The following is a 26,394-nucleotide window of genomic DNA, read 5'->3' on the forward strand; positions in this document are numbered from 1 at the left end:
ACTCCGGCACCGGACCGCGTCGCGCGCTGCCGGCAGAGCCCCGTCCTTGCACCGGTTCGTACCGCGCAGGGACGGGTGGTCGAGTTTGAATTCCGTGGGGCACGGCCTTCTGCCCGCTCGCACCCTGCACTGTCCTCATCCGGTCGACGACGCACGGCGCCGTCGTTCTTCGCGTCCCACCGGACCGGTTTTCCGCTTCGCGACGCGCGTCGGGTACCGAAACACCCCGCAGGGACCCATCGATTCCGGCGATTCCGATCCTTCCCGCCGAGCCAATGTGACAATTTTTGTCACTTTTTGCGTGATGGCCGTCACATTTCCGAGAATCGGATCGGAAATTCACTGGATTTTCACCTCCGGCTTCCCGTATAACCAAGCGGTGCATGTAGGGATCCGGTAAACGACACAACCGGCAACAATTCCAGCTCGAAACCGCCGCAGCGTGGGAACTGCGGGCAGGAAAGAGCGTGTCGAATCCGGAAATCCCACCGAATTCCCGAATTCGGCCTCTTCGTGCACAAGGGGAGTTCGTTCCAAGGGGACTCAAGCAGTACACATGGGAGACAACTAGATGATCTGGAAGAAACTATCCGTATGCACCGCCACCGTCGGCCTGCTGGCCGCCTCGGTCGGCGCGCCGGTGTTCGCGTCCGAGCTGGTCTCGGGCTCCGATCACAACGCCGCGTACCGCATCGCCAAGCAGCCGATCGAAGGGCAGTACATCGTCGTCCTGAAGGACGATGCGGCCCGGCTGGCCGGCGAGCGCTCTTCGGCCCCCGAGGTCGCGCGGGTTGCAAGCGACCTGGCCGCGCGCCACAACCTCAGCGTCGCGCGCTCCTACTCGCACGTGCTGAAGGGCTTCGTCGCAAACAAGGTCGACGAGAAGGGCCTGGCCGACCTGCTGGCCGATCCGCGCGTGGCCTACGTCGAGGAAGACGGCGTGGTCTCGATCAACGCCACGCAAAACGGCGCGACCTGGGGTCTCGACCGGATCGACCAGACCGACCTGCCCCTCGACGGCAGCTACACCTACAACACCACCGCGTCGAACGTGCGGACCTACATCGTCGACACCGGCGTGCTGTCGTCGCACAACGACTTCGGCGGGCGGGTGCTCAGCGGCTACACGGCCATCAACGACGGCCGCGGCTCGAACGACTGCAACGGCCACGGCACGCACGTCGCCGGCACGGTTGCCGGTTCGACCTGGGGCGTGGCCAAGCAGGCACTCATCGTTCCGGTCCGCGTGCTGGGCTGCAACGGCTCGGGCACCAACTCCGGCGTCATTGCCGGCATGGACTGGGTCGCCGCCAATGCGCAGCTGCCGGCCGTGGCCAACATGAGCCTGGGCGGTGGCGCCTCGACCTCGACCGACAACGCCGTGGCCAACATGCGCAACGCCGGCGTGACCGTGGTCGTGGCCGCGGGCAACGAGAACCAGAACGCGTGCAACGTGTCGCCGGCACGCTCCGCGGCGGCCATCACGGTCGGTTCGACGACCAGCAGCGACTCGCGTTCGAGCTTCTCGAACTACGGCTCCTGCGTCGACATCTTCGCACCGGGTTCGTCGATCACCTCGGCCTGGTACACCAGCAACTCGTCGACCAACACGATCAGCGGCACGTCGATGGCCTCGCCGCACGTGGCCGGCATCGCCGCCCTGTACCTCGCCGCCAACCCGTCGGCCAGCCCGGCGACCGTCGAGAACGCGATCTATTCCGCCGGCATCTCGAACACGCTGACCGGCGTCGGTAGCGGCTCGCCCAACCTCATGGCCTACTCGCTGTTCGACGGCGGTGGCGGTGGTGGCGGCGGCGGTGGCGGCGGCGGTGGCCCCACCGAGCTGACCAACGGCGTGCCCGAGTCCAACCTGTCCGGCGGCCAGGGTTCGGAGATCTTCTTCACCCTCGACGTGCCGGCGGGCGCCAGCGACCTGGCCTTCGACATGGCCGGCGGTTCGGGTGACGCGGACCTCTACGTGCGCTTCGGCGCGGCTCCGACGACCTCGTCCTACGACTGCCGTCCGTACATCGGCGGCAACACCGAGAGCTGCGATTTCGCCAGCCCGGCGGCAGGGACGTGGCACGTTATGATCCGCGGCTATTCGTCCTACTCCGGCGTTTCGCTGACTGGCAGCTTCACCGAGCCGGGCGGTGGCGGCGGTGGCGGCGGCGCCCCGTGCAGCAACTGCGATCTCTACACGGGCTCGCTGAGCGGCTCCGGCGACTCCGACGTCCAGCCCAACGGCACCTACTACTACTCCGGTTCCGGCACGCACAACGGCTACCTCCGTGGCCCGAGCAACGCCGACTTCGACCTGGAGCTGTATCGCTGGAGCGGCCGTCGCTGGTCGCGCGTCGCCAACAGCGCGAGCGCCGATTCCAACGAGGACATCAGCTACAACGGCTCGGCCGGGTACTACTACTGGCGGATCCGGTCCTACTCCGGTAGCGGCAGCTACGACTTCTACCTCGATCGCCCGTAAGGGATCGCGGAAGTCCAGGTAGCACCGAGAGCCCCGGCCCCGCCGGGGCTCTCTCTTTTCGGGTACGCTGGCCCGGTCCATCACCGGCCCGTCTCGATGACCCCCCGTCCCGATGACCCCCGTCTCGATGAGCCAATTCGCATGAACCGCCTGGATGCCCTGCGCGCTCGCGCCTCCGCCTCGACCCGCCAGCAGGCCGCCGACCGGCTGCCGGCCCGACCCGACCAGGCCCTGCGCCAGGTCCAGCGCGCACTCGAACTTCGAATCCGCGAGCTTCCGCGCGACGACCGCGGTCCCGTCGCCTGTGCGCCGGGCTGCGCCTTCTGCTGCCACCTCCGGGTCATGGCCACGGCGGTCGAAGTCTTCGCCTTCCTCGACTACCTGCGCGACACGCTCTCGGCTGCCGAGTTCGGGGCGCTCGGGGAACGCGCGCGGAGCACGGCGGCCCGCTTGTCGGCGCTGCCGGCAGAGCGGCTGCTGGCCGTGAACCTGCCCTGCCCGGCGCTCGTCGACGGACGCTGCAGCGGCTACGCGGGCCGTCCACTGAACTGCCGCGCCTATCACTCGCTATCGGTCGAGGCCTGCCGCGAGTCCTTCGACCACCCCGAGGACCTGCATCGAGGCCATCCCCAGCTGGCGCCGCTGGCCCGCGTCCACGGCGGAGCGCAGGCCGGGTTGATCGACGCCCTGGCCAGCCACGGCCTGGACGCGCGCCAGTACGAGCTGGCCTCGGCGCTGGCCGAGGCGCTGGACGAACCGGAGGCGACCCGTGCTCGCCTGGCCGCCGGCGAACCCGTGTTCCGCCGCGCCCGCACCATCGACTGACGCCGCACGGAACGCTTGCACCGCCATCACCGAACCGAGGTTTACCGAAATGCGCCTTCAACTCGCGACCTGGCCCGATATCGAGACCTATCTCGAGTCCTGCGATGCGATCCTCGTCCCGATCGGCTCCACCGAGCAGCACGGCCCGACCGGATTGATCGGCACCGACGCGATCTGCCCCGAGCGGATCGCCGCCGGACTGGCCGAGGAAGGCGCGCTGGTCGCGCCGACGATCAGCATCGGGATGGCCCAGCACCATCTCGGCTTCCCGGGCAGCATCGCGCTGCGCCCGTCCACGCTGATGGCCGTGGTCGAGGACGTGGTCCGATCGCTGCAGGCCACCGGTTTCCGCCGGGTGATGTTCCTCAACGGCCACGGGGGCAACATCGCCACGATGCAGGCGGCGTTTTCCGAGATCTGGTCCCGAGCCAGCCTCGAAGCCACCTCCTCGCCGCTGTCGTTGAAGCTGGTCAACTGGTTCATGCTGCCCTCGGTGCGCCGGCTCTCGCGGGAGCTCTACGGCGACGCCGAGGGCAGTCATGCCACCCCGTCGGAAGTCGCGCTGACCTGGTTCGCCTACCCGGACGCCCGTCGCGACGCGACGCTCAACCCCCGCCTGGCACCCGACGGACCGATCCGCGACGCCGCGGACTTCCGACGGCGCTTTCCCGACGGCCGCTGCGGCTCCGACCCGACCCTCGCCACCCCGGAACACGGCGAGCGCTTCTATCGAGCCGCCCTCGACGACCTGCGAACGATCTGGACCGAGTTCCGGTCCTGACCGCGTCCGCGAACGCGGTCACCCGGCTGCACGACAAGACCTTGCTGAAGTCGCGGCCCGCGTTTGGTACGGTGGTCGGCTGTCCTTGATGACGAGGCGTCCATGAAGGAGCGTCTGAACGAGCTGCTGAGCGAACTCGGCGTCGAGAACGTCGAGCTGGTCTACACCCTGTCGGTGATCGGCTTGATCGCCCTGGTCAGCCTGGTGATCCACCTGGTCCTGCACCGCGGCCTGCTGCGCTTCCTGGCCCGCTTCTCGCCGTCCCGCCCCCGGGGCGCCGCCACGCTGTTCGATCGCCGCCTGGCCGCCCGCCTCGCGCTGGCCGCCCAGGGCGTCATCGTCTACGTGTTGGCACGCGCGTTCCTCGACGCGGACAGCTGGGTCCTGGAACTTGTCGAGACGCTGACCAACCTGTGGATCGTGCTGTTCGGCGTGCTCGCCCTGTTCTCCCTGCTCGACGGCTTCGAGCGGCTCGGCCAGCGCACCGAAGCCAGCCGCCGTGTTCCGCTTCGTGGCCTGTTCCAGGGGGTCAAGCTGGTCGCGGCGATCCTCGGCGTGATCATCGCGATCGCGTTCCTGATCGGAAAATCGCCGCTGATCCTGTTCAGCGGCCTCGGCGCGATGACCGCGGTGGTCCTGCTGGTCTTCCGCGACCCGATCCTCGGCCTGGTCGCCGGCATCCAGCTTTCGGCCAACGACATGCTGTCGGTCGGCGACTGGCTGCAGATGGACGACTACGGCGCCGACGGCGACGTGATCGACATCAGCCTGACCACCGTCAAGGTGCGCAACTGGGACCAGACCATCACCTCGATCCCGAACTACGCATTGATCTCCGACTCGTTCAAGAACTGGCGCAACATCGACATCGTCGGCGGCCGGCGGATCAAGCGCTCGATCCGGCTCGACGCCAGCTGCGTCGGCTTCGCGACCGATGAGGACCTGCAACGCCTGCGCAAGGCCGAACTGCTGGCCGACTATATCGAGGAGAAGATCGAGGAACTCGACCGCGACAACGAAGAGCGCGGCGTGGACCCCGAGTCCATCACGGACGCGCGCCGCCTGACCAACATCGGACTGCTGCGCGCCTACCTCACCCAGTACCTCGGCGCCCACGACAGCATCCGGTCCGATCTCACCTACATGGTGCGCCAGCTGCAGGCCGGCGACGACGGCATCCCGCTCGAACTCTACGGCTTCTGCACCGAGACCAGCTGGATCCCCTACGAGACCGTGCAGGCCGACATCTTCGACCACGTCTACTCCGTCCTGCCGGCCTTCGGCCTCCGCCTGCACCAATCGCCGACGGGTCACGACGTGCGCGACGTCGGACGCGCGCTCGCCGCGGCAGGCGAGCAGCGGAGGAAGGACGAGACCAAAAACCTAGAATCTGACTGAGAAAGGCCAGCTCGGGATCGGGCGCCGGGGGCCGCAAAAGAATGGCTTGGACCTGTCAGGAAAAAGCGGGGCGAATCACAGGGTCTTGCCAGCCCGTGGCCGCCATCTAGCAGAAAGCCTCATGCATAGCTCTAATAAAGCCGTTGACGGCCGGAAGGTGTAGAACCTGAGGGTTGTCCTCTAGGTACTTTACCAACACGGCTCTCAACTGTTCCAAATTCGCGCCACTTGGGATGCAGTCGGCGCTCCTTAATGCCATGTCTTCTGGTGCGTCCGGCGCATATCTACCGAATACCGCTTCAAGGACGTTAAGAGAGTCCCATGCTCCAGCGATGAAGCCGTAGCAAAACCCCATTGTTTGAAAGTAGAGTTCATCACTCTCATCAATGGTGCACTCATTTAGCACGTACTGCGAAGTTCTGGCTGCCGCTGGTGACGCAAAGCTGAGCGACAGAAAGGCAACAACGATAAGTGTACGAGCAGCAAGCATGGCAGCCTCAGCGGAATCGCTTCAATGTTTGAGAACGAGATTAACAAAGACAAAAAAAAACGAAATAGGCCGCCCGAAGGCGGCCCCAGTCGCTGCATAGGGTTCACTAAGCCAACGGCTGCACCCTGACTTCGCGACCTAGAAATTTTGAAAGTCACCACCCATCCCGTCAGACGGAAAGTTGCTCATATATCCGTAGGAAATCCCTGGAGGTTAAGGTTGGGGAGTTTTGCTGCTGGTCCCTGAAGTCTGCGGGAACGCTGTTACCGGGCTTCTCTCCATGGAGCTTTCATCAATCGTCGAGACATCAGCAAGGGTGCTCCCAGTATTTCTCTCAAGCTCTCCGACAGCCGAGTCGAGCACATCCTTCAGAGTTTGAAGAGTGGTGAACAAATGTAGTTGCCGCTCGGGGGACAGATATGCGGGGCGCGATTGCCCGTAGAGTTGGATCGCTCTATTCCAAGCGATGATGACGGTCTCTAAGCTACTGATCAGTCGGACGGTTTCAGGCTTCATCAATGGAGCCAACTGAAACGCCTTCTCAGCCGGAAATATACTGTCAAAAATGAAATTGAACTGTTCATCGTGAAAGAGGTTGGTTGAGTGGCTAGCCAGCTGACGGCTCATGCGGTCGCTGCCAAATTCCTCATCGAACTTCTCAGTCGCAATCATGTACCGAGCCTCAATGGGGATCATTCTGGAAAGCAGATAGATCTCGCACGATTCCCGTTGCCGCTTGACTTCTCTTCCTCTTCTCCAAGAATCGTACAGCCAATTTCCGATCCCCAATAAGAGCGCGACGAATGCTGCAACCAAAGCGGAGTCGATGCCGTCCAAGAACGCTGACTCGGAGACCCCCTTCAAACCCTGACCACTTGCCCAATCAAGCATTTTGCTACCCGATCTACCTGCCAACCGAGCCTAAACTTTACCTACCTTTCGACTAACTCGGCTTCAAAACGTACGAAATTTGTTACGCAATTGTTACGCAGGGGCGATTAGGGCAAGAAAAAAGGGCCCGCGAATTGCGTAAGCCCTTGAATTTTATGGTGCTGGTGGACGGATGGCTGTCGCTGCGCGCCAGCGAGCTCGCGGCTGCGCCGCTCGGTTCGAACCGATTGTCGATTGGTCGGCGGTTCGAATCGTTCAATTAGCGCCGACGGCGGACCGGGGACGCAGCGGAGTGATTCCGGGAAATATGGTGCCGGTGGACGGATGGCTGGCGCTGCGCGCCAGCGAGCTCGCGGCTGCGCCGCTCGGTTCGAACCGATTGTTATGGTCGGCGGTTCGAATCGTGGCGAAAGCGACCACGGTGGATCGGAGAGGAAATCGTTCGGTCCTGGAAAATGGTGCCGGTGGACGGATGGCTGGCGCTGCGCGCCAGCGAGCTCGCGGGCTGCGCCCGCTCGGTTCGAACCGATTGTTGATTGGTCGGCGGTTCGAAAACGTCGTAGCGACCCTGGCGGATCGGAAGCGAAATTGCTGAAACTGGGAAATGGTGCCGGTGGACGGATTCGAACCGCCGACCCACGCATTACGAATGCGTTGCTCTACCACCTGAGCTACACCGGCACGGTGTTGCGGGCTGCCATTGCGGCAAGCCGGGTATTTTAAGCGAATTCCGGGCCCGGTGAAAACCCCGGGCGGGTCGAAATTGGGGAACTGGGCAAACTTTGCCCAACATCCGCCAAAATGCCCACCGCCGGACGCCCCGCGTCTGCGGGAAAAATCGCTGAGAGTACTGTCGAGCCAGCGCGTGAGCGTTGCCGCCACCGGATCGGGGTCCGGGGCAGGCTCCGCAGTGTACATACGGGTACACGAGGAATCCGAGCACCGCCGATCCTCACTCAGCAATGAAAATCGATCAGATCGCTGCTGAGCGCCTGCCTGGCGGTGACCGCCGGAGCGCAGGAACCGCAGCGTACATGCCGGTACTTGAGGATTCCGAGCACCGCCGTAAGCCCCCGTTTCTACGGTCAAAAATCGTTCAGGGTGTCGCTGTGGGGCGCTTCTCGGGTGGCCGCCGGAGCGCAGAATCCGCAGTGTACATAGGGGTACATGAGGATCTCGAGCAGCGCCGATCCTCACTCAGCGATGAAAATCGATCAGATTGCTGCTGAGCGCCTGCCTGGCGGTGACCGTCCCCGGATCGGAGTCCGGGGCAGGCTCCGCGGAGGCTCCGCACTGTACATGCCGATACATGAGGAATCCGAGCACCGCCGAAGCACTCGGTCACTACGAGAAAATCGTCGTCAGGGTTTCCGAGGCAGCGCACAGCGGCGGCCGCCGGAGCGGACCACCCGCAGTGTACGTGCGAGTACATGAGGAGTGGGAGCACCGCCGGACGCCGCTGTGCGCTGCCTCGGGAAGCCTGGCGGCGATTTTCTAGTCTTTGGTGACTCGGTTCATTTCCACCAGACTGATCAACCCGTCCTTCACCTTGTTCAGCGCCGAGCGGCGGAGGTCGTTGACGCCTTCCTTCTTGCTCTGCCGCTCGATTTCCAGCGCGGTGCCGCCGGACAGGATGACCTGCTCGATCTCCTCGGTGATCGGCATGACCTGGAAGACGCCGGAACGGCCCTTGTAGCCATCGTTGCAGAGGTTGCAGCCCTTGTTGGTGTAGATCTCGAGGCCTTCCTCGATCTCCTGCTCGGTGAACCCGATCTTGCGCAGGGCCTCGGGCGGGAGGTCCTCTTCGGGCACCTTGCACTTGTGCAGGGTCCGGGCCAGGCGCTGGGCCATGACCATGTGGACGGCGGAGACGATGTTGTAGGGCGGCACGCCCATGTTGGCCAGTCGGGTGATCGACTGGGGGGCATCGTTGGTATGCAGCGTCGAGAGCACGAGGTGACCGGTCTGGGCCGCCTTGATCGCGATTTCCGCGGTTTCGAGGTCGCGGATTTCCCCGACCATGATGATGTCCGGATCCTGGCGCAGGAACGAACGCAGCGCAGCGGCGAAGGTCAGGCCCTGCTTCTGGTTCTGCTGGACCTGGTTGACGCCGGCCATGCGGATTTCGACCGGATCCTCGACGGTCGAGATGTTGACGCCTTCCTGGTTCAGCAGCCCCAGCGCGGTGTACAGCGACACCGTCTTACCGGAACCGGTCGGGCCGGTGACCAGCACCATGCCGTAAGGCTTGCTGATCGCATCCATGTAGACATCCTTCTGCTCGGGCTCGAAGCCGAGCTTCTCGGGGCCGAGGTAGGCGCCCGAGGAATCCAGGATACGCAGCACGACCTTCTCGCCCCACAGCGTCGGACAGGTGGAAACACGGAAGTCGAAGGCGCGGCCCTTGGAGATGTTGAGCTTGATGCGGCCGTCCTGGGGGACGCGGCGTTCGGCGATGTCGAGGTTCGACATGACCTTCAGGCGCGCAGCCAGGCGGCTGGCCATCTTGGTCGGCGGCCGCATCTGGGTCTTCAGCACGCCGTCCATCCGGAACCGGATTCGGTACGTGTCCTCATAGGGCTCGAAATGGATGTCGGACGCGTCCTTGCGGATGGCGTCGACCAGCACCTTGTTGACGAACCGTACGATCGGCGCGTCGTCGGAGCCGTCGTCCTGCTGCTCCTGCTCCTGCGTCTGGTCGAAGGTCAGCGACTCGAGATCCTCGTCGCCCTCGGTCAGCTCCTCGAAGGCCTGCGATGATCCGGAGATGATCCGGTCCATCGCCTGAGTGATCGCATCGGACGGCGCGAGCACGGCCTCGACGTTCATGCCGGTCGTGAACGCGACCTCGTCGAGCGCGGACTGGTTGGTGGGATCGGCAATGGCGACGAACAGACGCTTGCCGCGAAGCATGATCGGGCAGACCAGGTGCTTGCGCATCAGGTCTTCCTTGATCTTGTCCGACGGCGCGTGGCGGATGTCCAGCGCGTTCAGGTCGATCAGCGGCAGCCCGAACTCCTCGGCCGCGACGTGCGCGAAGCCGGCCGGGTCGACCAGGTTCTCGCGAACGAGGTGGCTGGTGAACGTGCGCCCCTTCTCGGCCGCGTCGGCCAGCGCGGAAAGCGCCTGTTCCTCGTCGATCAACCCTTCGTCGATCAGCCGACGGCCGGTGGTCGGAAGGCGTGATGCGCTTACGGTTTCAACGGTCGATGCCATGCGATTGCTGTCCCGGTCGAAGTCCCTGCGGAGCCCATCGACCCCACGGTGAATGCGAAGAATACACCGCAGGCGCGCGACGTGCCTGATACTCGTTTGCAGAAGTTACGCTCAAGCAACTGAATTGTCAACGATTCCACCACAGTCTGCTATCGGTCGCTCTCGGGCGATTCCGGCTCGGGAAGGCGGTAGTCGACGCGATACGGGGGCGGATCGCCGCCGTCGTCGATCAGATAGTGCTTCATCCATCGCATCAAGCGCAGCGAGTAGTCCCAGCGGCTGGCCGCTCGGCGGTTGCCGTGCCCTTCGCCCGGATACAGCACCAGCCGGACCGGCGGCGGATCGTCCTGCAGCGTCAGGAACCGGTAGAACATCCGCGACTGGGTCGGATCGACCCTGGGGTCGGCATCACCGTGGAGGATCAGGATCGGCGTGGCCGCCTCGGTCACGTGATAGAGCGGCGAGGCCTGCTGGAACAGGTCCCAGTCTTCCCAGGGCCACTTGCGAAGGTGGACCAGATTGAACTCCCAGGGAATGTCGGACGTTCCGAACGCGGCGATCTGGTTGCTCAGGCCCACGTTCATGACCGCCGCGGCGAAGCGCTCCGACTGCACCGTGGCGCCCCATGCCGTGGCATAGCCGCCGTAGGATCCGCCGGTGATGCCGACCCGGTCGGCATCGACCAGCCCCCGGTCGATCAGGTGATCGACGCCGTCGACCAGGTCGTCGAACTCCTCCATGGCCGGCCGCCCCTGGCTGGTCAACGAGAAGTCCACGCCGCGCCCGGTCGAGCCCCGGTAGTTGGGGAAGAACGTGAAGAAGCCCTCGGCCGAGGCATGCTGCGCAGGGGAGCTGTAGCCGGTCAGCCATCCGTTCGAGTAATGCGCCTCTGGGCCTCCGTGAACGTGAAGGATCAAGGGGTAGCGCTGGCCGCTGCGGTAGTCGAGCGGGTAGACCAGGATGCCCTCGATGGACAGGCCGTCGCGGGCCTCGTAGGTCACGACTTCCTGGCGGGCCAGGTCCACGTCGGCCAGCCACGGGTTGGTTTCGGTCCGCCGCTGCCATCCGTCATCGGACAGTTCGAACAGCTCGTCCGGGTGGGCCGGCGAGTTGGCAGTGACCACCACACGCTCGTCGGCGATCGACAGGCCGGTGAGGATCGGACCCGGTTCGGCCAGGTCCACCGGGTTGCTGCCGTCGGGCGCCAGCGATCCGAGCCGGGTGCGCACGCCTTCGGCCGCGACGTAGGCCAGCCGTTCCGGGCCCAACCAGGCCAGTCGCAGCACGTGTCCGGCAAGCCCCGGCAGGAGGTCGGTGAACGACCCGCCTCCGGCCCGGACGATCAGCAACCGACCCTCCCGCGGGTCGTTGACGATGTTGGTGCCGATGAACGCGAGATGACGCCCGTCGGGCGACCAGGCCATATCGCCGAGCTTGCCGGGGTTGTCGACGCGGCCGATCACCTCGCCGTCCGGCGAAACGATGCGGATGCGCGTGAAGATCAGCGTGTCGTCGACCCGCTCGTGGGGTGCGACCTTGATCGCCAACCGGTCCCCGGCCGGCGACCAGGCCACGTCCTGGACCGACCCTTCGACCGCCAGCGGTGCCGGCTCGGATTCGTCGCCGGGACGGACGATCCAGATCCGGCGCGGGCGCTCGCCCTCCTCGACCACCACGGCGTCGAAGCCCAATTCCTCGAGCCGCTCGATCTCGTCGTCGACCGGCTCGAAGGCCAGCACGGCGACCCGCTCTCCGTCGGGAGCGAAGCTGTAGGCCGAAATGTCCGTCTCCAGCGCGACCAGGACTTCTGCCTCGCCGCCGTCCACCGGAAGCGCGTAGAGCCTGCGGGTCTCGTCATCGTCGCGCTGGGCGAGAAACGTGATGCGCTGGCCGTCCGGCGTCCAGCCGATCGCGCCGACGTCCGCCTCGCCTCCGATGAACGAACGGCTTCGACCGTCCGCGTCCAGCACGTGCAGCTCGTTCCACGCCGGACCGTCCTCGTCCACGCCGGGGCGCCGCTGCACGTTGACCGTGTAGGCCGCGTAGCGTCCATCGGGGCTGAGCACGACCTGGCCGACCTGATCGAGGTCGGCGATCTGTTCCAGCGTCATTCCATCGGCTCGGGCCGCGGAAGCACAGAGCGCGAACAATGTCATCGCCGCGGCGGCGAAACGAATCGGGTTCCACATGGGCAAGACTCCTGGTTTGCAACGGATTCCGCAACGACGGGGCCGCGACGACCCCTGAATCGCGGGCCGGCGGTTCAGCCGGCACGGGGCGCCGGACTATAGCAAAGCGCCGTCCGTGCGGCGCAGGCAGCGCCCGCTGCTCAGTCCGGCCAGGCGCCGAGAATCAGCCCGTAGACCAGGAACTGGACCAGGTTGAATCCGGAATTGATGGCCCAGTAGTACAGCGGCCGGCGCTCGAAGGCGTTGTGGATGGCCAGCGAGGTGGCGACGAACAGCAGACCGATCCCGAGCCCCCAGTGGACACCCGCCGCGATCCCGGCACCCTGGCCGAGGACCAGCGAGAACCCGGCGGCGGCCACAACCATCGCGATGAACGCCGACACGAAGATTTTCCCGACGTGTCCCGAGCGGATTTCCTCGTCCGTGAGGCCCAGGGCGCGCTGCCACGGGCGGGCGAACAGTAGCGGCGAATACCAGATCGCGCCGAGCACGAACGCGACGACCGCGGCGACCAGCGCGCCGAGCCAGTTGATGTCTTCGAACAGGATGTGCTGCACCATGACGACTCTCCCGATGGGCTCCCGCACCAAGCGTCACGGAATTTCCGCTGCGGGTCAAGTGGGGTAAGGTGGACCGATGGCGCGAGCGAGCTCGCCGCGCCGGCATGGAATGGCGCTGCGATGCTGAAACTCAAACACCTGATGGCCGGCCTGATGCTCGGCGCGCTGGGCCTGACGGTCGTGTCGTGGTCGAACCGGGATGCCTTCAGCGATCCCCTGCCCTGGGATCCGGCGCTGGACGAGCCGCCGCGCCAGGTCGCCGTCCAGCGAGATGCCTTCGTCACCCGCGCGAACGGGGTGGATTACCTCGTCCAGCCCCTGTACCGCTACGAACTCACCGGCCTCGTGGTCTCCTTCAAGCGCTTCAAGCCGGGGATTGGCATCCACGAGCGCTGGAACGACTACATCAACGTGGCCGACCTGTGCGTGGTCTGGGGCGACAACGCCAGCCAGCTCGATCTCAACGAGTTCGACTTCTGGAACCTGGAGTTCACCTGCATGGTCCAGACCGACGACCTGGCCACCTGGAACCGCTTCGACCAGGACGCGCTGGCCAACAATCACCTGCTGACCACCGACCCGGCCGTCCAGGCCGTCATCGACGAACTGCGAGTCGGCGACATCGTCTACCTGAGCGGCCATCTGGCGGAATACGGCCAGCCGGGCGGACCGATGCGCGGGACCAGCACCACGCGAAGCGATCGCGGCAACGGCGCCTGCGAGACGGTTCATGTCGAACACGCGCAGATTCTCGCTTCGATGCACAACGGCTGGAGAACGCGTTTCCGCCTCGGCCTGCTTTCGCTGGTCGTTCTTCTGGTCGCCTGGTTCGCGATCCCCCACCGATACCTCCGCTGACGCCGGCGTTTCGGAACCGGAATCACCGAAACGCCCGAATGGCGTTCAGCCGTCGCCCCCGGCGCCTTTCGATGAAGCACGCTTCGATGCGCGCATCGCCATGCGATAGCGCTCGGCCATTTCCGGCGCTGCATCGGGTCCCGGGACCATCGCGATCTCCCGCAGGTCCAGCGTGCGTCCGTCGGCGGCCTGGACCACGACCGGGCGGACCGCCTCGCCGCTCGAGCGCTCGACGATCTGCAGCGCCTCGCAGGCATCGCCCAGCCAGCGCTGCGACCATTGGGCCAGGGCGATCAGCACCGGATGCAGCGCCCGGCCGGACGGCGACAGGCGGTATTCGTGCACCCGGCGATCGTCCGGGCACGGCACCCGATCGAGCAGGCCCGCATCGACCAGGCGCTTCAGGCGTCCGGACAGGATGTTCCGGGCGATGCCCAGGTGCGTCTCGAACTGCCCGAAATGCACCGTTCCGAGGAAGGCCTCGCGCAGGATCATCAACGCCCAGTGGTCGCCGAGAAGCTCGGTCACCCGGGCGATCGGACAGTGTTCGATGGAAGCCGGTTTTCTGCTCATGGACATAGTCTGCCGAATTGAGTTGCAATTTGCAACTTTTCTGCTAGACTGCATCTAGGTTGCCCTTTGCAACTCACTTTTCCGGCCACGCCACGCGGCGTCCGGACGGCTTCGAACCACCGGCGCGATACCGCCACGGAGACTTGCGATGCTCATTCCCGACAGAGAACCCGGCCGAGACCCCGATCCCCGCTTCAACGCACGACGCGTCCTCGCGCTCCTGGTCGTCTACGGCCTCCTCGGCCTCGCGCTGGCGGCCTGATCGCTCACGGCCCCGGCAGGTCCGGCAGCGGAATCCGCTCCGGGTCGCCGGGCACCGGCGGGAACCGGCCTTCCGTCCAGTCGGCCTGGGCGGCGCGGATCCGGTCCCTGGACGAGGAAACGAAGTTCCACCAGAGGTACCGTGGACCGTCCAGGGGCTCGCCGCCGAGCAAGAGGACCCGTGCGGCCCGATCGGCCTCGAGCTCGACCCGGGCGCCGGGCGCCAGCACCAGCAGACGGCCCGCGGGCCCCGGCCGGCCGTCGACGCGCAGCGCTCCCTGATAGACGTAGAGCGCGCGTTCCTCGGTCACGGGCTCGATCAGGATCCGGCCGCCGGTCTCCAGGCGCAGGTCCACGTAGACCGTCTGGGTCGGCGTCACGACCGGCGAGCGCACGCCGAACGCCTCGCCGACCACCACGGACGCCGTCCAGCCGGCATCTTCGGCCTCCGGGACCTCTGCCGCGGAATGGTGGCGGAACTCCGGTTCGCAGTCCTCCAGCGCTTGCGGCAAGGCCAGCCACGCCTGCATGCCGGCGAGCACCGTTCCGGCCTCGCGGAGATCGTCGGGACTGCGCTCCGAATGCACTACGCCCCGGCCCGCGGTCATCAGGTTGACCGCTCCGGGCTCGATCCTCTGCTCGCAGCCCAGGCTGTCGCGGTGCACCAGGGCACCCTCGAAGAGCCAGGTCAGGGTGGACAGGCCGATATGGGGATGCGGGCGGACATCCAGCCCCGAGCCGGCCGCGAAGTGCCCGCGTCCCATCTGGTCGAGGAACACGAAGGGCCCGATCGATCGGCGCTGGCGGCTCGGCAGGGCCCTGGCCACTTCGAAGCCACCGATGTCGCTGGACCTCGGCACGATCACCTGGTCGACACCCGCCGGCCGCGGCGCATCGTCCTGCACCCGGGCGTCGGGACAGTCCGACCAGCTCACGATCCGGCCCGGAGATCGTTCGCCCGGATCTCGTAGCGGAAGCGCTCGACACCGTTGCTGTCGTGCAGGATCAGGGTCGCGACGCGGTCGTCGCGCGGCCCCGTGACCTCGACCCGGCCGAAGTTGCGTTCGGTGAACAGACTTCCCTCGACGCGGTACTGGCCTTCGCCGTCATGCGGCGTTCCGGGACCGGCCGTCAGGGGGGAGACGGTCCAGTCGTACAGCGGGTACTCACCGCGCCGGTCCATCTTGAGCAGCACCGAGTGATGCCGGTCGCCGGTCAGGAACACCACGCCGGGAATGTCCTCCGCCGCGATCCGGTCGAGGATTTCACGGCGTTCTCCGGGGGCCAGGTGCGCGTAGTTCTCGAACAGCTCCGCGCTGTTGATGAACTGGCCGCCCATGACCACGAACTTGAACGTCGCGTTGCTCTTCTGCAGTGCGTCGATCAACCATTCGGCCTGCGCCCGGCCGAGCACCGTGCGCTCGCCCGTGACCCGGTCGTTGGCCGAGCGGAAGTAGCGGTTGTCGAGGAGGAAGAAGCCCGCGTCGTGCCACTCGAAATAGGACATCACGCCGCCGCCTCCCGCCCCGCTGAAGGGTGGATTCGGGAAGAACGCGTCGAAGACTTCCTTCGCCGTGTCGCGCAGCGCGTAGCTTCGATCCGAGTTGTTCGGGCCGAAATCGTGGTCGTCCCAGGTGCCGAAATGGTGCATGCCGGTCAGCAATCGCTGCATTTCCGGCAGCTGCCTCGAATGGCTGACGCGCTGGTACATGCCCCAGCGCGAGTCCCAGTCGACCTCGCGGTAGTAGAAGTTGTCGCCCATCCACAGCATGAAGTCCGGCTCGGCTTCGGCGATCGCGTCGTAGATCTGGTAGTCGCCGCCGTAGGGGCGGCCCGGCCGGTCGTACTCGGGCTGGTTGACGTAGGAACAGGAGCCGAGCGCGAAGCTGAAGTCCGGCGGGCTTTCGCGCCACTGCCAGAGCGGCTGGGTCTGGAAGCGAAGCGCCAACTCGCTCTCCTGGGCCGTGCCGTCGAGCAGCACCCGGTACTCGTACTCGGTGCCCGGCTCCAGGCCCGTGACGTCGATCTCGGCGGTGAATGCGGTCCCGGCGTCGGTCCGGACCGGCTCGGTCACCCGGTATTCGTCGTCGCTACCGACCGGGCGGAATGCCAGCCTCGCCTCCGCCGACCGGTCGGTCTGCAGCCAGACCTGTACGGCGCGCATCGCCGAATGGCCCGGCATCGGTCCGGCCACGACCTGCTGCGCCGCCGCGGATTGACCCAGCGCACCGGCCAGCCACAGCACGCAGCAGAGCAGAACGGTTCGAAACGGCATGGTGAATTCTCCTCGTCGATCGGGACGACCGAGCATACCCGGACTGAATGACGCGGCGATGGCGCGTGCCGACCGTCCGGTCATACCGTGGGGCAGGCGAGCGAGCGCTGCGCCCGGGAGCCCGAAGGATGGAACGATCCGATGAAACCTTTCGGACGATTCGCGCGTCTACCCCACAGGGAGACCCGACCGCCGGCCCCTACGAAGGAACGCGCCATGAGCATGAACCGAGAACACGCACTCGAACTCCTGACCCTGCTTGCGGTGATCGCCATCGTCCACGTTCCGCTCGATGATTCCGACCGTTCCTCTGCACGAACCGGATCTGCCGATCGAGTCTCCGCCGCCGAGCCGATCGACCGCGCACCGGGCGGAAATCCGTGGCTGGCCTCGACTCGATCGAGTCCCGCGATGGCCAACGAGCGCCCGCCCTCCGGACCCGCGGCGCCGCATCGCCTCGACCCCCTCGGTCTGCTCCAGGCGAGCGTGCCGGACACCTGGCGCGTCGCGATCCCCGTTGCGCGCGCCGCGCCGCTTCACGAGATCCGGAATCGGTCGGGTTCGCGACCGCCCCCGGCGATCGAGGCCCGACCGGACATGACCTGCTGAAGCGGTCCGGCGCCGACCGGCCGCAGCGCCGCCCCCGGGGCCGTCATCGGCGAGCCGCGTGCAGCCGACGACGACCCGTACTGCGCGTCGCATCGACCACCCGAGGCGTTGGCAGGACGAGCGCCAGCGTTCGGCATCCACGCGTCGTATCGCAACCGGCATTCGTATCGAAACCACGATGAATGCACTGGGGACGGAATCGGCTTGAATTGCCGGTCCGCATGTGGTCCACTACGCTCCTTTGGTTTCTTTCTGTGAGCTGCATCACGCTCCGGGCCATCAGGCTCGCGGCAGCAGCCCGGGTTCGAGCGGGGAGATCGGATCATGCGGATCGGCTATCAGCTTCTGCTCCTGGCCTTGCTGGGCGTGCTACTGCTCGCGGCCATCGACCTGCGCGGGGAGCTCCGGGACCTGCGCGCGGCGGTCCGGAATGCCGAGACGCCGGAGGAGCGCTTCGATCTGCCTGGCCGCGGACAGGTCGCCGATGCGGCCTCGGGGGAATGCGTCGCCGATGGACCCGCGCTGCGCAGGCTGATCCGGGAAGAGCTGCGCGACTTCGACGCGCGTTGGACCGCTTCGCACGATGCCGGCGACCGCTCGAGTCGAACGCGTGGCGCAGCGAACGGGGCGCCCGCTGCTCAGCCCTGGAACGACTCGCAGACCCTTTCATCGCCTGAACGGACCGCCGAGCTCGACCTGCAGTTCGAGCTCGTCCACCAGGAAATCGATCTCTACCTCGACCACGGCGAAATCTCGAACGCGGAGATGGCCGTGCTCCAGGGCGAGATTGCACGACTTTCCCCGTCCCAGCGCATCGAGGCGATGCGCCGCCTTGTGGCCGCGATCAACTCGGGCGAACTCGACGGCAGGCTCTGAGCCCGCCGATTGCCAGACCACAACCCAATGGAAGGAGTCGACTCATGAAACGTACACCGCTTGCTCTTGCTCTTCTGCTCGCCTGCGCTTCGGCGCACGCGGGCTTTGTCCAGCCCGCGCCGGTCGATGTGGACCTCGACAACAACCGGGCTTCGGGCGACATGGTCACCGCCCGCTTCGCCGACGACGAAGTCACGTTCATCGGTTGCGGCACCCGCAATTTCTCCGATCCGACCGTACCGGGAAGCGAGTTCCAGTTCGGCTTCTGTCAGGCCGGGGACGCCGACGAGGAACAGTTCACCTGCTTTACCGAGGACCCGTTCCTGCTCGACAAGATCAAGAACGTCAACGATTTCTCGTTCATCACCTTCGCGTGGAACGAGGACGGAGACTGCACGTCCGTCGGCTCGTCGACACAGTCCTTCTACATTCCCGTGTTCACCGAAGGCGACGGCGCGTTCCCCGGCCAGGGCAACGGACCGGGCAGCAACAGCGGGAATGGAAACGGCAACGGCGGCGGCTGACCGCCCGCGTTCCCGAATCGGAAGGCGCCTCGAACCGAGGCGCCATTTCGGGGTTCACCGCAGCTGGCTGTCCTTGCTGCCGCGACGATTCACCCCGCCTCGATCCGCAGCGGAATCGGCTTCGGCCTGGCATTCGATGCACAGGCGCACCCCGGGCACGGCGCGCCGACGGGCCTCGGGAATCACTTCCCCGCACTCCTCGCATTCGCGCAGGCTCTCGCCCTTCCCCATCCGGCTTCGCGCCCTGCGCACCTCGTCCTCGACGCTGGCGTCGATCTGATCCTGCACGGCCCCGTCTCGGGCCCATCCTCCGGCCATGGCTTGACGATCCTCGGGTCGAACCGTCCTACAGTCTAGCGCGAACGCCTCGACCAGCCGTCCTCGAACCGCTCGCGAACCGCCAGGGCGGGAAATTGTCCAAACCATTGATCTGGTTTAATCTTGGGCCATGAACCGACTTCGAAACCTGCTTTCGCTGCTCCTCCTCCTGGCGTCGACCGCGGCGCTCTCCTCGACCGATCCCGGCCCCACCCTGACGCCCTCCGACGTTCACCAGCTGCGGGTCGGCGCGGAGCGCGAGCTGGCCGCCGTCGCCGCCCGCGTCGACAGCGCCGCGCAGCCGAAGCGCCGTGCCGCGCTGGCGGCTGCCGCGACGCTGGCGCGCGCCGACGCGGAACCCGACCCGCAGCGGCGCGAGGCGCTGCTCGAGCGCTGGCTGCGCGACTGGGCGCCGGAGCGGCGGACCGGTCCCTCGGCCGATGCCGCGACACTGGACCGGATCGAATCACTGACCCGGTTCGAGCCGGTCGTGCACGTCCGCCACCACGAGCACCCCGGTCGTTCCGTTCCCGCGTTCAATGTCGCGGGCCAGGCGCGCAATCGACTGCACCGCCTTGCCGTGCGCGACCGGGCCGAGGAACTGCTGCGCCGACCTCAGGAACTGGACGCGCTGCTGGTCGGGTCCAAATCGGCACAGCTGTCCGTGTCGTCGACTCCGGTGGCCTTCGAGGCGGCCGTCACCGCATTGGCCGAACGCCCCATCGACCAGAGAACCCCGCTCGTCGATGCGCTGCGGTCGCGGCTGAACGCGGCCGGGGCCGATCGAGCGACGTCCGCAGGTTCGGCGCTACTCCGACTGCACGAGCTCGGCGCGCTGTCCGACGACGGGGTGCTGCTGGATCTGGTCCGACATGCGGACGCCTCCGTCGCCGCAAGGGCGCTGCGCCGCACGGACCGGACCGACGACCCGACGCTGCGGGCCTCGGCGGTGCAGGCTGCGCTGGCACGGCCCGCCCTCGCCGGCCTCGCCCTGGCCCGGGCGGCCGCCAGTCCCGAGCCCGAACTGGCCGCGGCACCCTGGTCCGTCCTCGATGACCCCCGCCTCGGCGGCGACGCCGCCCTGGCGCTGGCCCGGAGTGCGCCCGCGCTCGAAACGAGCATCGAGGAGCGCTTTCCGACGGCCTCCCCCCGCGAGCGGCTTCGCATGCAGCTCGCGCTGCAGCTTCGCGACACCCCGGCCAGCCGGGCGCTGCTGGCCCGCTTGACGACGAGTTCCGACGCGACCGACGGGTCGCGCGCGAAGCGTTCCGAACGGGAGATCGAACGATGAGCCGACTGCAGGCCGCCTTGCTGATGACGCTGACCCTGGGCCTGGTCCCCGGCGCCGACGCGCAGCAACGGTTCACCTACGTCGAAGCACCGTCCGGTGGCAACACCTTCGCCCTCGGCTATCCGCCGCCGATCCCCGAGGCGACGGCGCTGCCCTTCGACGGCTTCCGGACCTGGCAGGCGCTGCACGCGCGTCACCAGGACCTGATGATGATGAACGACTTCATCGACGGCGAGATCGTCGGGCAGACACGGCTCGGCCGCGACATCTGGGCCTACGCGCTGACTTCACCGGACCCGGCCATGCCCGACGGGCGGCCGAAGTCGTCGGTGCTCATCAACGGCGGCATCCATGCCCGCGAGTGGGGCACGCCCGAACTGACCACCGGCCTGATCGAGGGCTACGCGGACAACGCGGGCGACGGCTGGCTGTACGACTACCTGCTCGATCACGTTCGCTTTGTCGTGCTGCCGGTGAACAACATCGACGGCTTCCTGCAGACCCAGCGGTATCCGACCGAGGTGCTGGTCGGCCAGGACCCGCGCTTTCCCGACGACTGGCCGCGCGACGGCCGCATGCGACGCAAGAACCTGCGCGACGCCGACGAGAACCTCGACACCTTCGGGGATCACCTCAACGGCGTCGACCTGAACCGCAACAATCCGCCCTTCTTCGACCCGGGCGGCTGGACCGATGTCGAAACCGACCTGACCTGGCACGGACCGTTCGCCCACAGCGAACCGGAAACCCAGGCACTGGTGGCCGCCGGCGTCTACGCCGACGGCGATCGCCTGCGCTGGTACCAGGACACGCACTCGTTCACCCAGCTGTTCTTCTCGAAACGCACGTCGAACACCCGGCGCAACGCCATCCAGGCCCGGCTCCTGTCGACCTTTTCCCGCTTTCACGATGCGCTGTCGCTGGAACGTCACGGTACGGGCCGCCTCTACATCGACCAGCCCGACCCGATCGACACCGGGATCGGCGTTACGCCCGAATACTTCGCCTACACCTACGACATCCCGGCGTGGACGCTGGAGATCGAGCCGGACAACGGCGGCGAGGACTACGGCGGCTTCGGCGCCAACCACGACGGGTTCATCCTTCCCGAATCCGAGGTCGCACGCCTGCGCGACGACATGGCGATCACCCACGCGGTCCTGGCGTACCAGATGGCCGGCCCGCCGTCGATCCGATCGGTCGAGATCCGCACCACCGACGGCTTCCCGGCGCTGACGGCAAACTGGGTTCCCGCCGCCGACGGCAGTCGTACGCTCGACGCGCGCATCTGGGAACCGCTGCTGGTCGGCCTGCAGTATCGACTCCGCGTGACCTTCGACAAGCCGATGCGCTGGCTGGATATCGACGGCGACGGGTCCGTCCGCGAAACGCCGGGCCAGTCGCTCGCCCTGAATCCGCTGATCTGGTTCGGCACGCCGACCGCGTCCGAGTTCGCGATCGACACGGACGCCGGTCGCTGGTTGATCGCGGAGGCGGACCGCTATGCCACCGATACCTTCGAAGTGACCTTCGAACTTCCGCCGACGATGGACCCGGAGGACGCGGAACTGGGCTTGCACGGCCTGGTGATCAGCGCCAGCGACATGACCGGCCAGCTTCTCGACACGGATCCGTCCACTGCGGCGGACTGGGACAACGGAGCCTGGACCGGCTACGAGAACAGCCAGGGCGTTGCCGGCGATTTCGGCGGCTCCGATTCGAACCTGCAGGTCCTCACCGTGACTCGCGATGCGGCCCGGATCTGGCTGCGTCGGAGAGGCTGACCGGTAGGCCCGGGCGGTCCGGTCGAGGTCGTCGCCCTACCGGTCGAGTCGGACCATCCGATCGGGTACGGGCCTCGTGAGACGGGTTCGTGAATTCCGATCAGCCGCTGAGCGGCAGATCCTCGAACGAACCGCTCACCGTCAGCGGCAGGCCGGGTAATGGGACGGGCTGTCCGGTCGTGCCGTCGCTGCAGCGCTCGAACACCACCTCGAAGCGACCGCTGATTCGGCCGTCCTCGAGTCGAGTGCGTTCGAACACGCCTTCGACGGGGTCGCCCGGCTTGCAGATCACCGATCGAGCCGGGCCGTCGAACCGGACGACACGACTGTAGGTGGTGTTGTTGAAACCCAGCGTTACGGTCGAGGCCGCGCCGGCGTCCGGCAGCCCGCGGCCGTCGACGCTGATCCGCACGCCCTCGGCGCGCAGATCGACCATCGAAGCGTAGGCCCAGCCGATCCTCGCGCCCGTCGATTCACTGTCGAACCCCCCGCCCAGCGAGTCCGCCACGGAGAATCGCCGCTGAGGTCCGAAGGCCGCTACCGATCGCGGATCCTGCGTCGAATCCGGCCCGGACAGGTGCTCGACTCCGTCGCTGTCCGGCGCCTCGGCGCTGCAGCCTGCGATCGCCAGCATCGCGGCGGCCAGTCGTAGCGAGGCCGTCATGCCCGGCTCCCTTCGCGAATGGGCGTATCCCTCGATACGCGATCCGCGCCACCTCTGCGCCAGCACCGGCCGTGGGTCGGCCTACATGTTGCGGCGGTACTCCCCTCCGACCTCGTACAGCGCGTGGCTGATCTGGCCCAGCGAGCAGCGCTTGACCGCCTCGATCAGCGCCTCGAAGGTGTTGCCGCGCGCCCGGGCCACGTCCCTGAGCCGAGCCAGGCGCTCGCTCGCCGCGGCCTCGTTGCGCCGCTGGAACGCCCGGACGTTGACGACCTGCTGGTCCTTTTCTTCCGTGCTCGACCGCATCAGCTCGATCTCGCCGCCTTCCTGCGCCGACCCCTCGGGCGGACGGAAGGTGTTGACGCCGACCAGCGGCAGGGAACCGTCGTGCTTCTTGTGCTCGTAGTACAGCGACTCTTCCTGGATCTTGCCGCGCTGGTACATCGTGTCCATCGCGCCGAGCACGCCGCCGCGTTCGGAAATGCGATCGAATTCGGCGTAGACCGCATCCTCGACCAGATCCGTGAGCTGATCGATGACGAAGCTGCCCTGGAAGGGGTTCTCGTTGTAGTTCAACCCCAGTTCCTTGTTGATGATCATCTGGATCGCCACCGCGCGCCGGACCGATTCTTCCGTCGGCGTCGTGATCGCCTCGTCGTAGGCGTTCGTATGCAGGCTGTTGCAGTTGTCGAAGATCGCGTACAGGGCCTGGAGCGTCGTGCGGATGTCGTTGAACTGGATCTCCTGGGCGTGCAGCGAGCGGCCCGAGGTCTGGATGTGGTACTTCATCATCTGCGATCGCTTGTTGGCACCGTAACGCTCGCGCATCGCCCGCGCCCAGATCCTGCGCGCGACCCGGCCGATCACCGAGTACTCCGGGTCCATGCCGTTGGAGAAGAAGAACGACAGGTTCGGGGCGAAGGCGTCGATGTCCATGCCCCGGGCCAGGTAGTACTCGACGATGGTGAAGCCGTTGGACAGGGTGAAGGCCAGCTGGGAGATCGGATTCGCCCCGGCCTCGGCGATGTGATAGCCGGAAATCGACACGGAGTAGAAGTTGCGCACGCCGTGGTCGATGAAGTACTGCTGGATATCGCCCATCATGTGCAGGGCGAACTCGGTCGAGAAGATGCAGGTGTTCTGCGCCTGGTCTTCCTTCAGGATGTCGGCCTGGACGGTACCGCGGACCACCTTGAGCGTGTCGGCCTTGATCTTCGCGTAGGTGTCGGCATCGAGGAGCTGGTCGCCGGTCACCCCGAGCAGGCCGAGGCCCAGCCCGTCGTTGGTCTTCGGAAGATCGCCCGCATACTCGGGCAGATCGTCGCCCAGCAGTTCGGCGCGCTTCTTCTGCGCCGCTTCCCACTGGCCCGATTCCTTCAGGTGCTTTTCGACCTGCTGGTCGATCGCGGTGTTCATGAACATGGCCAGGATCATCGGTGCCGGACCGTTGATGGTCATCGACACGGAGGTCGCGGGGTCGCTCAGGTCGAAGCCCGAATAGAGCTTCTTCATGTCGTCCAGCGTCGCGATGGAGACGCCCGAATTGCCCACCTTGCCGTAGATGTCCGGCCGCTCGGCCGGGTCTTCGCCGTACAGCGTCACCGAATCGAACGCGGTCGACAGCCGGCGCGCCGGCTGACCCTCGGACAGGTAGTGGAAGCGGCGGTTGGTGCGCTCCGGCGTGCCCTCGCCGGCGAACATCCGGATCGGGTCCTCGTTGGTCCGTCGGTAGGGGTAGACGCCCCCGGTGTAGGGATAGTGCCCCGGCAGGTTCTCCTTGTGCAGGAACACCAGCAGATCGCCCCAGTCCGATGTCTGCGGTGCGGCGATCTTCGGAATCCGCAGCTTCGACAACGACTCACGGTAGTTCGAGCCCGAGATCTCGCGGCCGCGGACCTCGTAGCTGTACTCGTCGGCCTCGACCGACGCCTTCAACGCCGGCCAGTCGCGCAGGCGATCGCGGGCCTCCTCGGGGATCGCCTTCAGGGCCTCGTTGTAGCGCTCGGCCAGCAGCTTGCGGTCGCCGGTCGACGGCAGCGCGTCGAACGTGCGTAACGGGTCCGGCAGATCGTCGGTTTCCAGTTCGCGCATCACCTCGTAGTAGTGCTGGGCGCGACGTGCTTCTTCGGCCCAGCGCGCGATGGACGCGTTCAGCCCGCGGCCCTGTTCGGCGATCTCGGCGAGGTAGCGTACGCGTTGGCCCGGGATCAGGACCGAGCCCTTCGGCTCGGCCGCCTCGGCCTCGGAGCCCGGCTCGAAGTCGCAGCGCGGGCCGCGCCGGCCGAGATCGCGGATCAGGCGGCACAGATTGGCGAACATCCAGGTCACACCCGGGTCGTTGAACTGGCTGGCGATCGTGGGATACACCGGAACCTGATCGTCGGCGAGGTCGAACTTCAGACGATTGCGCTTCCACTGCTTGCGAACGTCCCGCAGCGCGTCCTGGCTGCCCTGCCGGTCGTACTTGTTCAGCACCACGAGCTCGGCGAAGTCCAGCATGTCGATCTTCTCGAGCTGGCTGGCCGCGCCGTATTCGGACGTCATCACGTAGACCGGCAGGTCGACGAGATCGACGACTTCGGAATCGGACTGGCCGATCCCGGCCGTTTCGAGCAGGACCAGGTCGAAATCGCAGCGGCGAAGGAATTCCAGGCTGTCGCGAACGACCTCGGAGGTGGCCAGGTGCGCCCGGCGCGTCGCCATCGAGCGCATGAACACACGGTCCGAGCGAAGCGTGTTCATGCGGATCCGGTCGCCGAGCAGCGCACCGCCCGTACGCCGGCGGGTCGGATCGACCGCGAGCACCGCGATCTTCATCTCGGGAAAGTGCTGCAGGAAGCGGTTGATCAGTTCGTCGGTGACCGACGACTTGCCGGCGCCCCCGGTGCCCGTCAATCCGATCACCGGAATCGCGCCATCGGCCGGCTTGGCGAGCTGCGCCTGCTGGTGTTCGGACAGGGTTCCGGTCTCGATCGCCGACAGGGTCGCGGCGACCGCCCCGGCATCCAGCGGATCGTCGCTGCCCGGCAGGCGCGGCGCAGGGCGCTGGCGCGATCGGCGGGCCTTCTCGGTCCGCTCGACCAGGTCGCCGATCATGTCGGCCAGGCCCATCTTCATGCCGTCGTCCGGGTGGTAGATCCGGTTGACGCCGGCCGCCTCCAACTCGCGGATTTCGCCCGGGGTGATCGTCCCGCCCCCGCCGCCGAACACCTGGATATGCGAGGCACCCTGCTCTTCGAGCATGTCGACCATGTACTTGAAGAACTCGTTGTGGCCGCCCTGGTAGGAGCTGATCGCAATGCCGTCGGCGTCCTCGCAGATCGCCGCCCGGACGATCTCGGCGACCGAGCGATTGTGGCCCAGGTGCACGACTTCGCACCCCTCGGCCTGGATCAGGCGTCTCATCAGGTTGATCGCGGCATCGTGGCCGTCGAACAGGCTGGCCGCGGTCACGAAGCGCAGCGGCGTGTCGGAGCCCGGTGCGGACTGGTCGGAAAGGGATTCGGCGGTCTGGTTCATTCGGGGA

20 protein-coding genes and 1 tRNA gene are annotated in these 26,394 nt (G+C 66.5%); 10 read left to right on the forward strand and 11 right to left on the reverse strand.

Features of this window, described 5'->3' with window-relative positions:
* Positions 1-571 precede the first annotated feature (571 nt).
* The 4 genes from KUV67_00770 (at position 572) to KUV67_00785 (ending at position 5,489) form a co-directional block, all read left to right on the forward strand.
* On the forward strand, positions 572-2,485 hold the full coding sequence (locus KUV67_00770) for a S8 family peptidase (GenBank protein MBY6203407.1): 1,914 nt from the start codon (positions 572-574) through the stop codon (positions 2,483-2,485).
* Positions 2,486-2,626: 141 nt separating this feature from the next.
* A complete protein-coding gene (locus KUV67_00775; protein ID MBY6203408.1) occupies positions 2,627-3,310 on the forward strand; it encodes a hypothetical protein in 684 nt (227 codons plus the stop codon).
* Positions 3,311-3,359: 49 nt separating this feature from the next.
* Positions 3,360-4,091, forward strand: a complete 732-nt coding sequence (locus KUV67_00780) for a creatininase family protein (protein ID MBY6203409.1) — start codon at positions 3,360-3,362, stop codon at positions 4,089-4,091.
* A 114-nt stretch (positions 4,092-4,205) separates the two neighbouring features.
* A complete protein-coding gene (locus tag KUV67_00785; protein ID MBY6203410.1) occupies positions 4,206-5,489 on the forward strand; it encodes a mechanosensitive ion channel family protein in 1,284 nt (427 codons plus the stop codon).
* Between the two features lie 703 nt (positions 5,490-6,192).
* Here the strand turns inward: KUV67_00785 and KUV67_00790 are convergent.
* The 5 genes from KUV67_00790 to KUV67_00810 all read right to left on the reverse strand — a co-directional run bounded on the left by KUV67_00790 (position 6,193) and on the right by KUV67_00810 (position 12,835).
* Positions 6,193-6,816 carry a hypothetical protein gene (locus tag KUV67_00790; protein ID MBY6203411.1) on the reverse strand — a complete coding sequence of 208 codons (624 nt, stop codon included), beginning with the start codon at positions 6,814-6,816 and terminating at the stop codon, positions 6,193-6,195.
* A 659-nt stretch (positions 6,817-7,475) separates the two neighbouring features.
* Positions 7,476-7,551, reverse strand: a tRNA-Thr gene (locus KUV67_00795).
* Positions 7,552-8,364: 813 nt separating this feature from the next.
* Positions 8,365-10,086, reverse strand: coding sequence for a type IV-A pilus assembly ATPase PilB (gene pilB / locus KUV67_00800; protein MBY6203412.1), 1,722 nt, complete (start codon positions 10,084-10,086; stop codon positions 8,365-8,367).
* A gap of 149 nt (positions 10,087-10,235) precedes the next feature.
* Positions 10,236-12,197, reverse strand: coding sequence for a S9 family peptidase (locus tag KUV67_00805; protein ID MBY6203413.1), 1,962 nt, complete (start codon positions 12,195-12,197; stop codon positions 10,236-10,238).
* A 218-nt stretch (positions 12,198-12,415) separates the two neighbouring features.
* Positions 12,416-12,835, reverse strand: coding sequence for a DUF1761 domain-containing protein (locus tag KUV67_00810; protein ID MBY6203414.1), 420 nt, complete (start codon positions 12,833-12,835; stop codon positions 12,416-12,418).
* A gap of 120 nt (positions 12,836-12,955) precedes the next feature.
* Between KUV67_00810 and KUV67_00815 the strand changes: the two genes are divergently transcribed.
* Positions 12,956-13,693 carry a hypothetical protein gene (locus KUV67_00815; protein MBY6203415.1) on the forward strand — a complete coding sequence of 246 codons (738 nt, stop codon included), beginning with the start codon at positions 12,956-12,958 and terminating at the stop codon, positions 13,691-13,693.
* 45 nt (positions 13,694-13,738) lie between these two features.
* Here the strand turns inward: KUV67_00815 and KUV67_00820 are convergent, their stop codons facing one another.
* From KUV67_00820 to KUV67_00830, 3 genes are all read right to left on the reverse strand, one after another.
* Positions 13,739-14,266, reverse strand: a complete 528-nt coding sequence (locus tag KUV67_00820) for a helix-turn-helix transcriptional regulator (GenBank protein MBY6203416.1) — start codon at positions 14,264-14,266, stop codon at positions 13,739-13,741.
* Between the two features lie 266 nt (positions 14,267-14,532).
* Positions 14,533-15,432 (reverse strand): pirin family protein, encoded by a 900-nt coding sequence (locus tag KUV67_00825; protein ID MBY6203417.1) that lies wholly within the window; start codon positions 15,430-15,432, stop codon positions 14,533-14,535.
* Positions 15,433-15,458: 26 nt separating this feature from the next.
* Positions 15,459-16,802, reverse strand: coding sequence for an alkaline phosphatase D family protein (locus KUV67_00830; protein MBY6203418.1), 1,344 nt, complete (start codon positions 16,800-16,802; stop codon positions 15,459-15,461).
* Between the two features lie 216 nt (positions 16,803-17,018).
* On the opposite strand from KUV67_00830, the gene KUV67_00835 reads away from it, so the two are divergent.
* The 3 genes from KUV67_00835 (at position 17,019) to KUV67_00845 (ending at position 18,811) form a co-directional block, all read left to right on the forward strand.
* A complete protein-coding gene (locus KUV67_00835) occupies positions 17,019-17,411 on the forward strand; it encodes a hypothetical protein (protein ID MBY6203419.1) in 393 nt (130 codons plus the stop codon).
* Positions 17,412-17,735: 324 nt separating this feature from the next.
* On the forward strand, positions 17,736-18,287 hold the full coding sequence (locus KUV67_00840; GenBank protein ID MBY6203420.1) for a hypothetical protein: 552 nt from the start codon (positions 17,736-17,738) through the stop codon (positions 18,285-18,287).
* Positions 18,288-18,331: 44 nt separating this feature from the next.
* Entirely contained in the window at positions 18,332-18,811 is a 480-nt protein-coding gene (locus KUV67_00845) for a hypothetical protein (protein ID MBY6203421.1), read from the forward strand.
* A 54-nt stretch (positions 18,812-18,865) separates the two neighbouring features.
* Here KUV67_00845 and KUV67_00850 read toward each other — a convergent pair whose 3' ends face one another.
* A complete protein-coding gene (locus KUV67_00850) occupies positions 18,866-19,129 on the reverse strand; it encodes a DksA/TraR family C4-type zinc finger protein (protein MBY6203422.1) in 264 nt (87 codons plus the stop codon).
* A 130-nt stretch (positions 19,130-19,259) separates the two neighbouring features.
* Between KUV67_00850 and KUV67_00855 the strand changes: the two genes are divergently transcribed.
* Together KUV67_00855 and KUV67_00860 are read left to right on the forward strand one after the other, a co-directional pair.
* Positions 19,260-20,420, forward strand: coding sequence for a hypothetical protein (locus tag KUV67_00855; protein MBY6203423.1), 1,161 nt, complete (start codon positions 19,260-19,262; stop codon positions 20,418-20,420).
* Positions 20,417-22,204 (forward strand): hypothetical protein, encoded by a 1,788-nt coding sequence (locus tag KUV67_00860; GenBank protein ID MBY6203424.1) that lies wholly within the window; start codon positions 20,417-20,419, stop codon positions 22,202-22,204. The genes KUV67_00855 and KUV67_00860 overlap by 4 nt, the downstream gene beginning before the upstream one ends.
* A gap of 100 nt (positions 22,205-22,304) precedes the next feature.
* Here KUV67_00860 and KUV67_00865 read toward each other — a convergent pair whose 3' ends face one another.
* Positions 22,305-22,868 carry a hypothetical protein gene (locus tag KUV67_00865; GenBank protein MBY6203425.1) on the reverse strand — a complete coding sequence of 188 codons (564 nt, stop codon included), beginning with the start codon at positions 22,866-22,868 and terminating at the stop codon, positions 22,305-22,307.
* Between the two features lie 81 nt (positions 22,869-22,949).
* Complete coding sequence (locus KUV67_00870; GenBank protein ID MBY6203426.1) at positions 22,950-26,387, reverse strand: cobalamin-dependent protein; 3,438 nt, start codon at positions 26,385-26,387, stop codon at positions 22,950-22,952.
* Positions 26,388-26,394 lie beyond the last annotated feature (7 nt).

It is taken from the genome of Halomonas denitrificans, assembly GCA_019800895.1.
GTDB lineage: Bacteria > Pseudomonadota > Gammaproteobacteria > Xanthomonadales > Wenzhouxiangellaceae.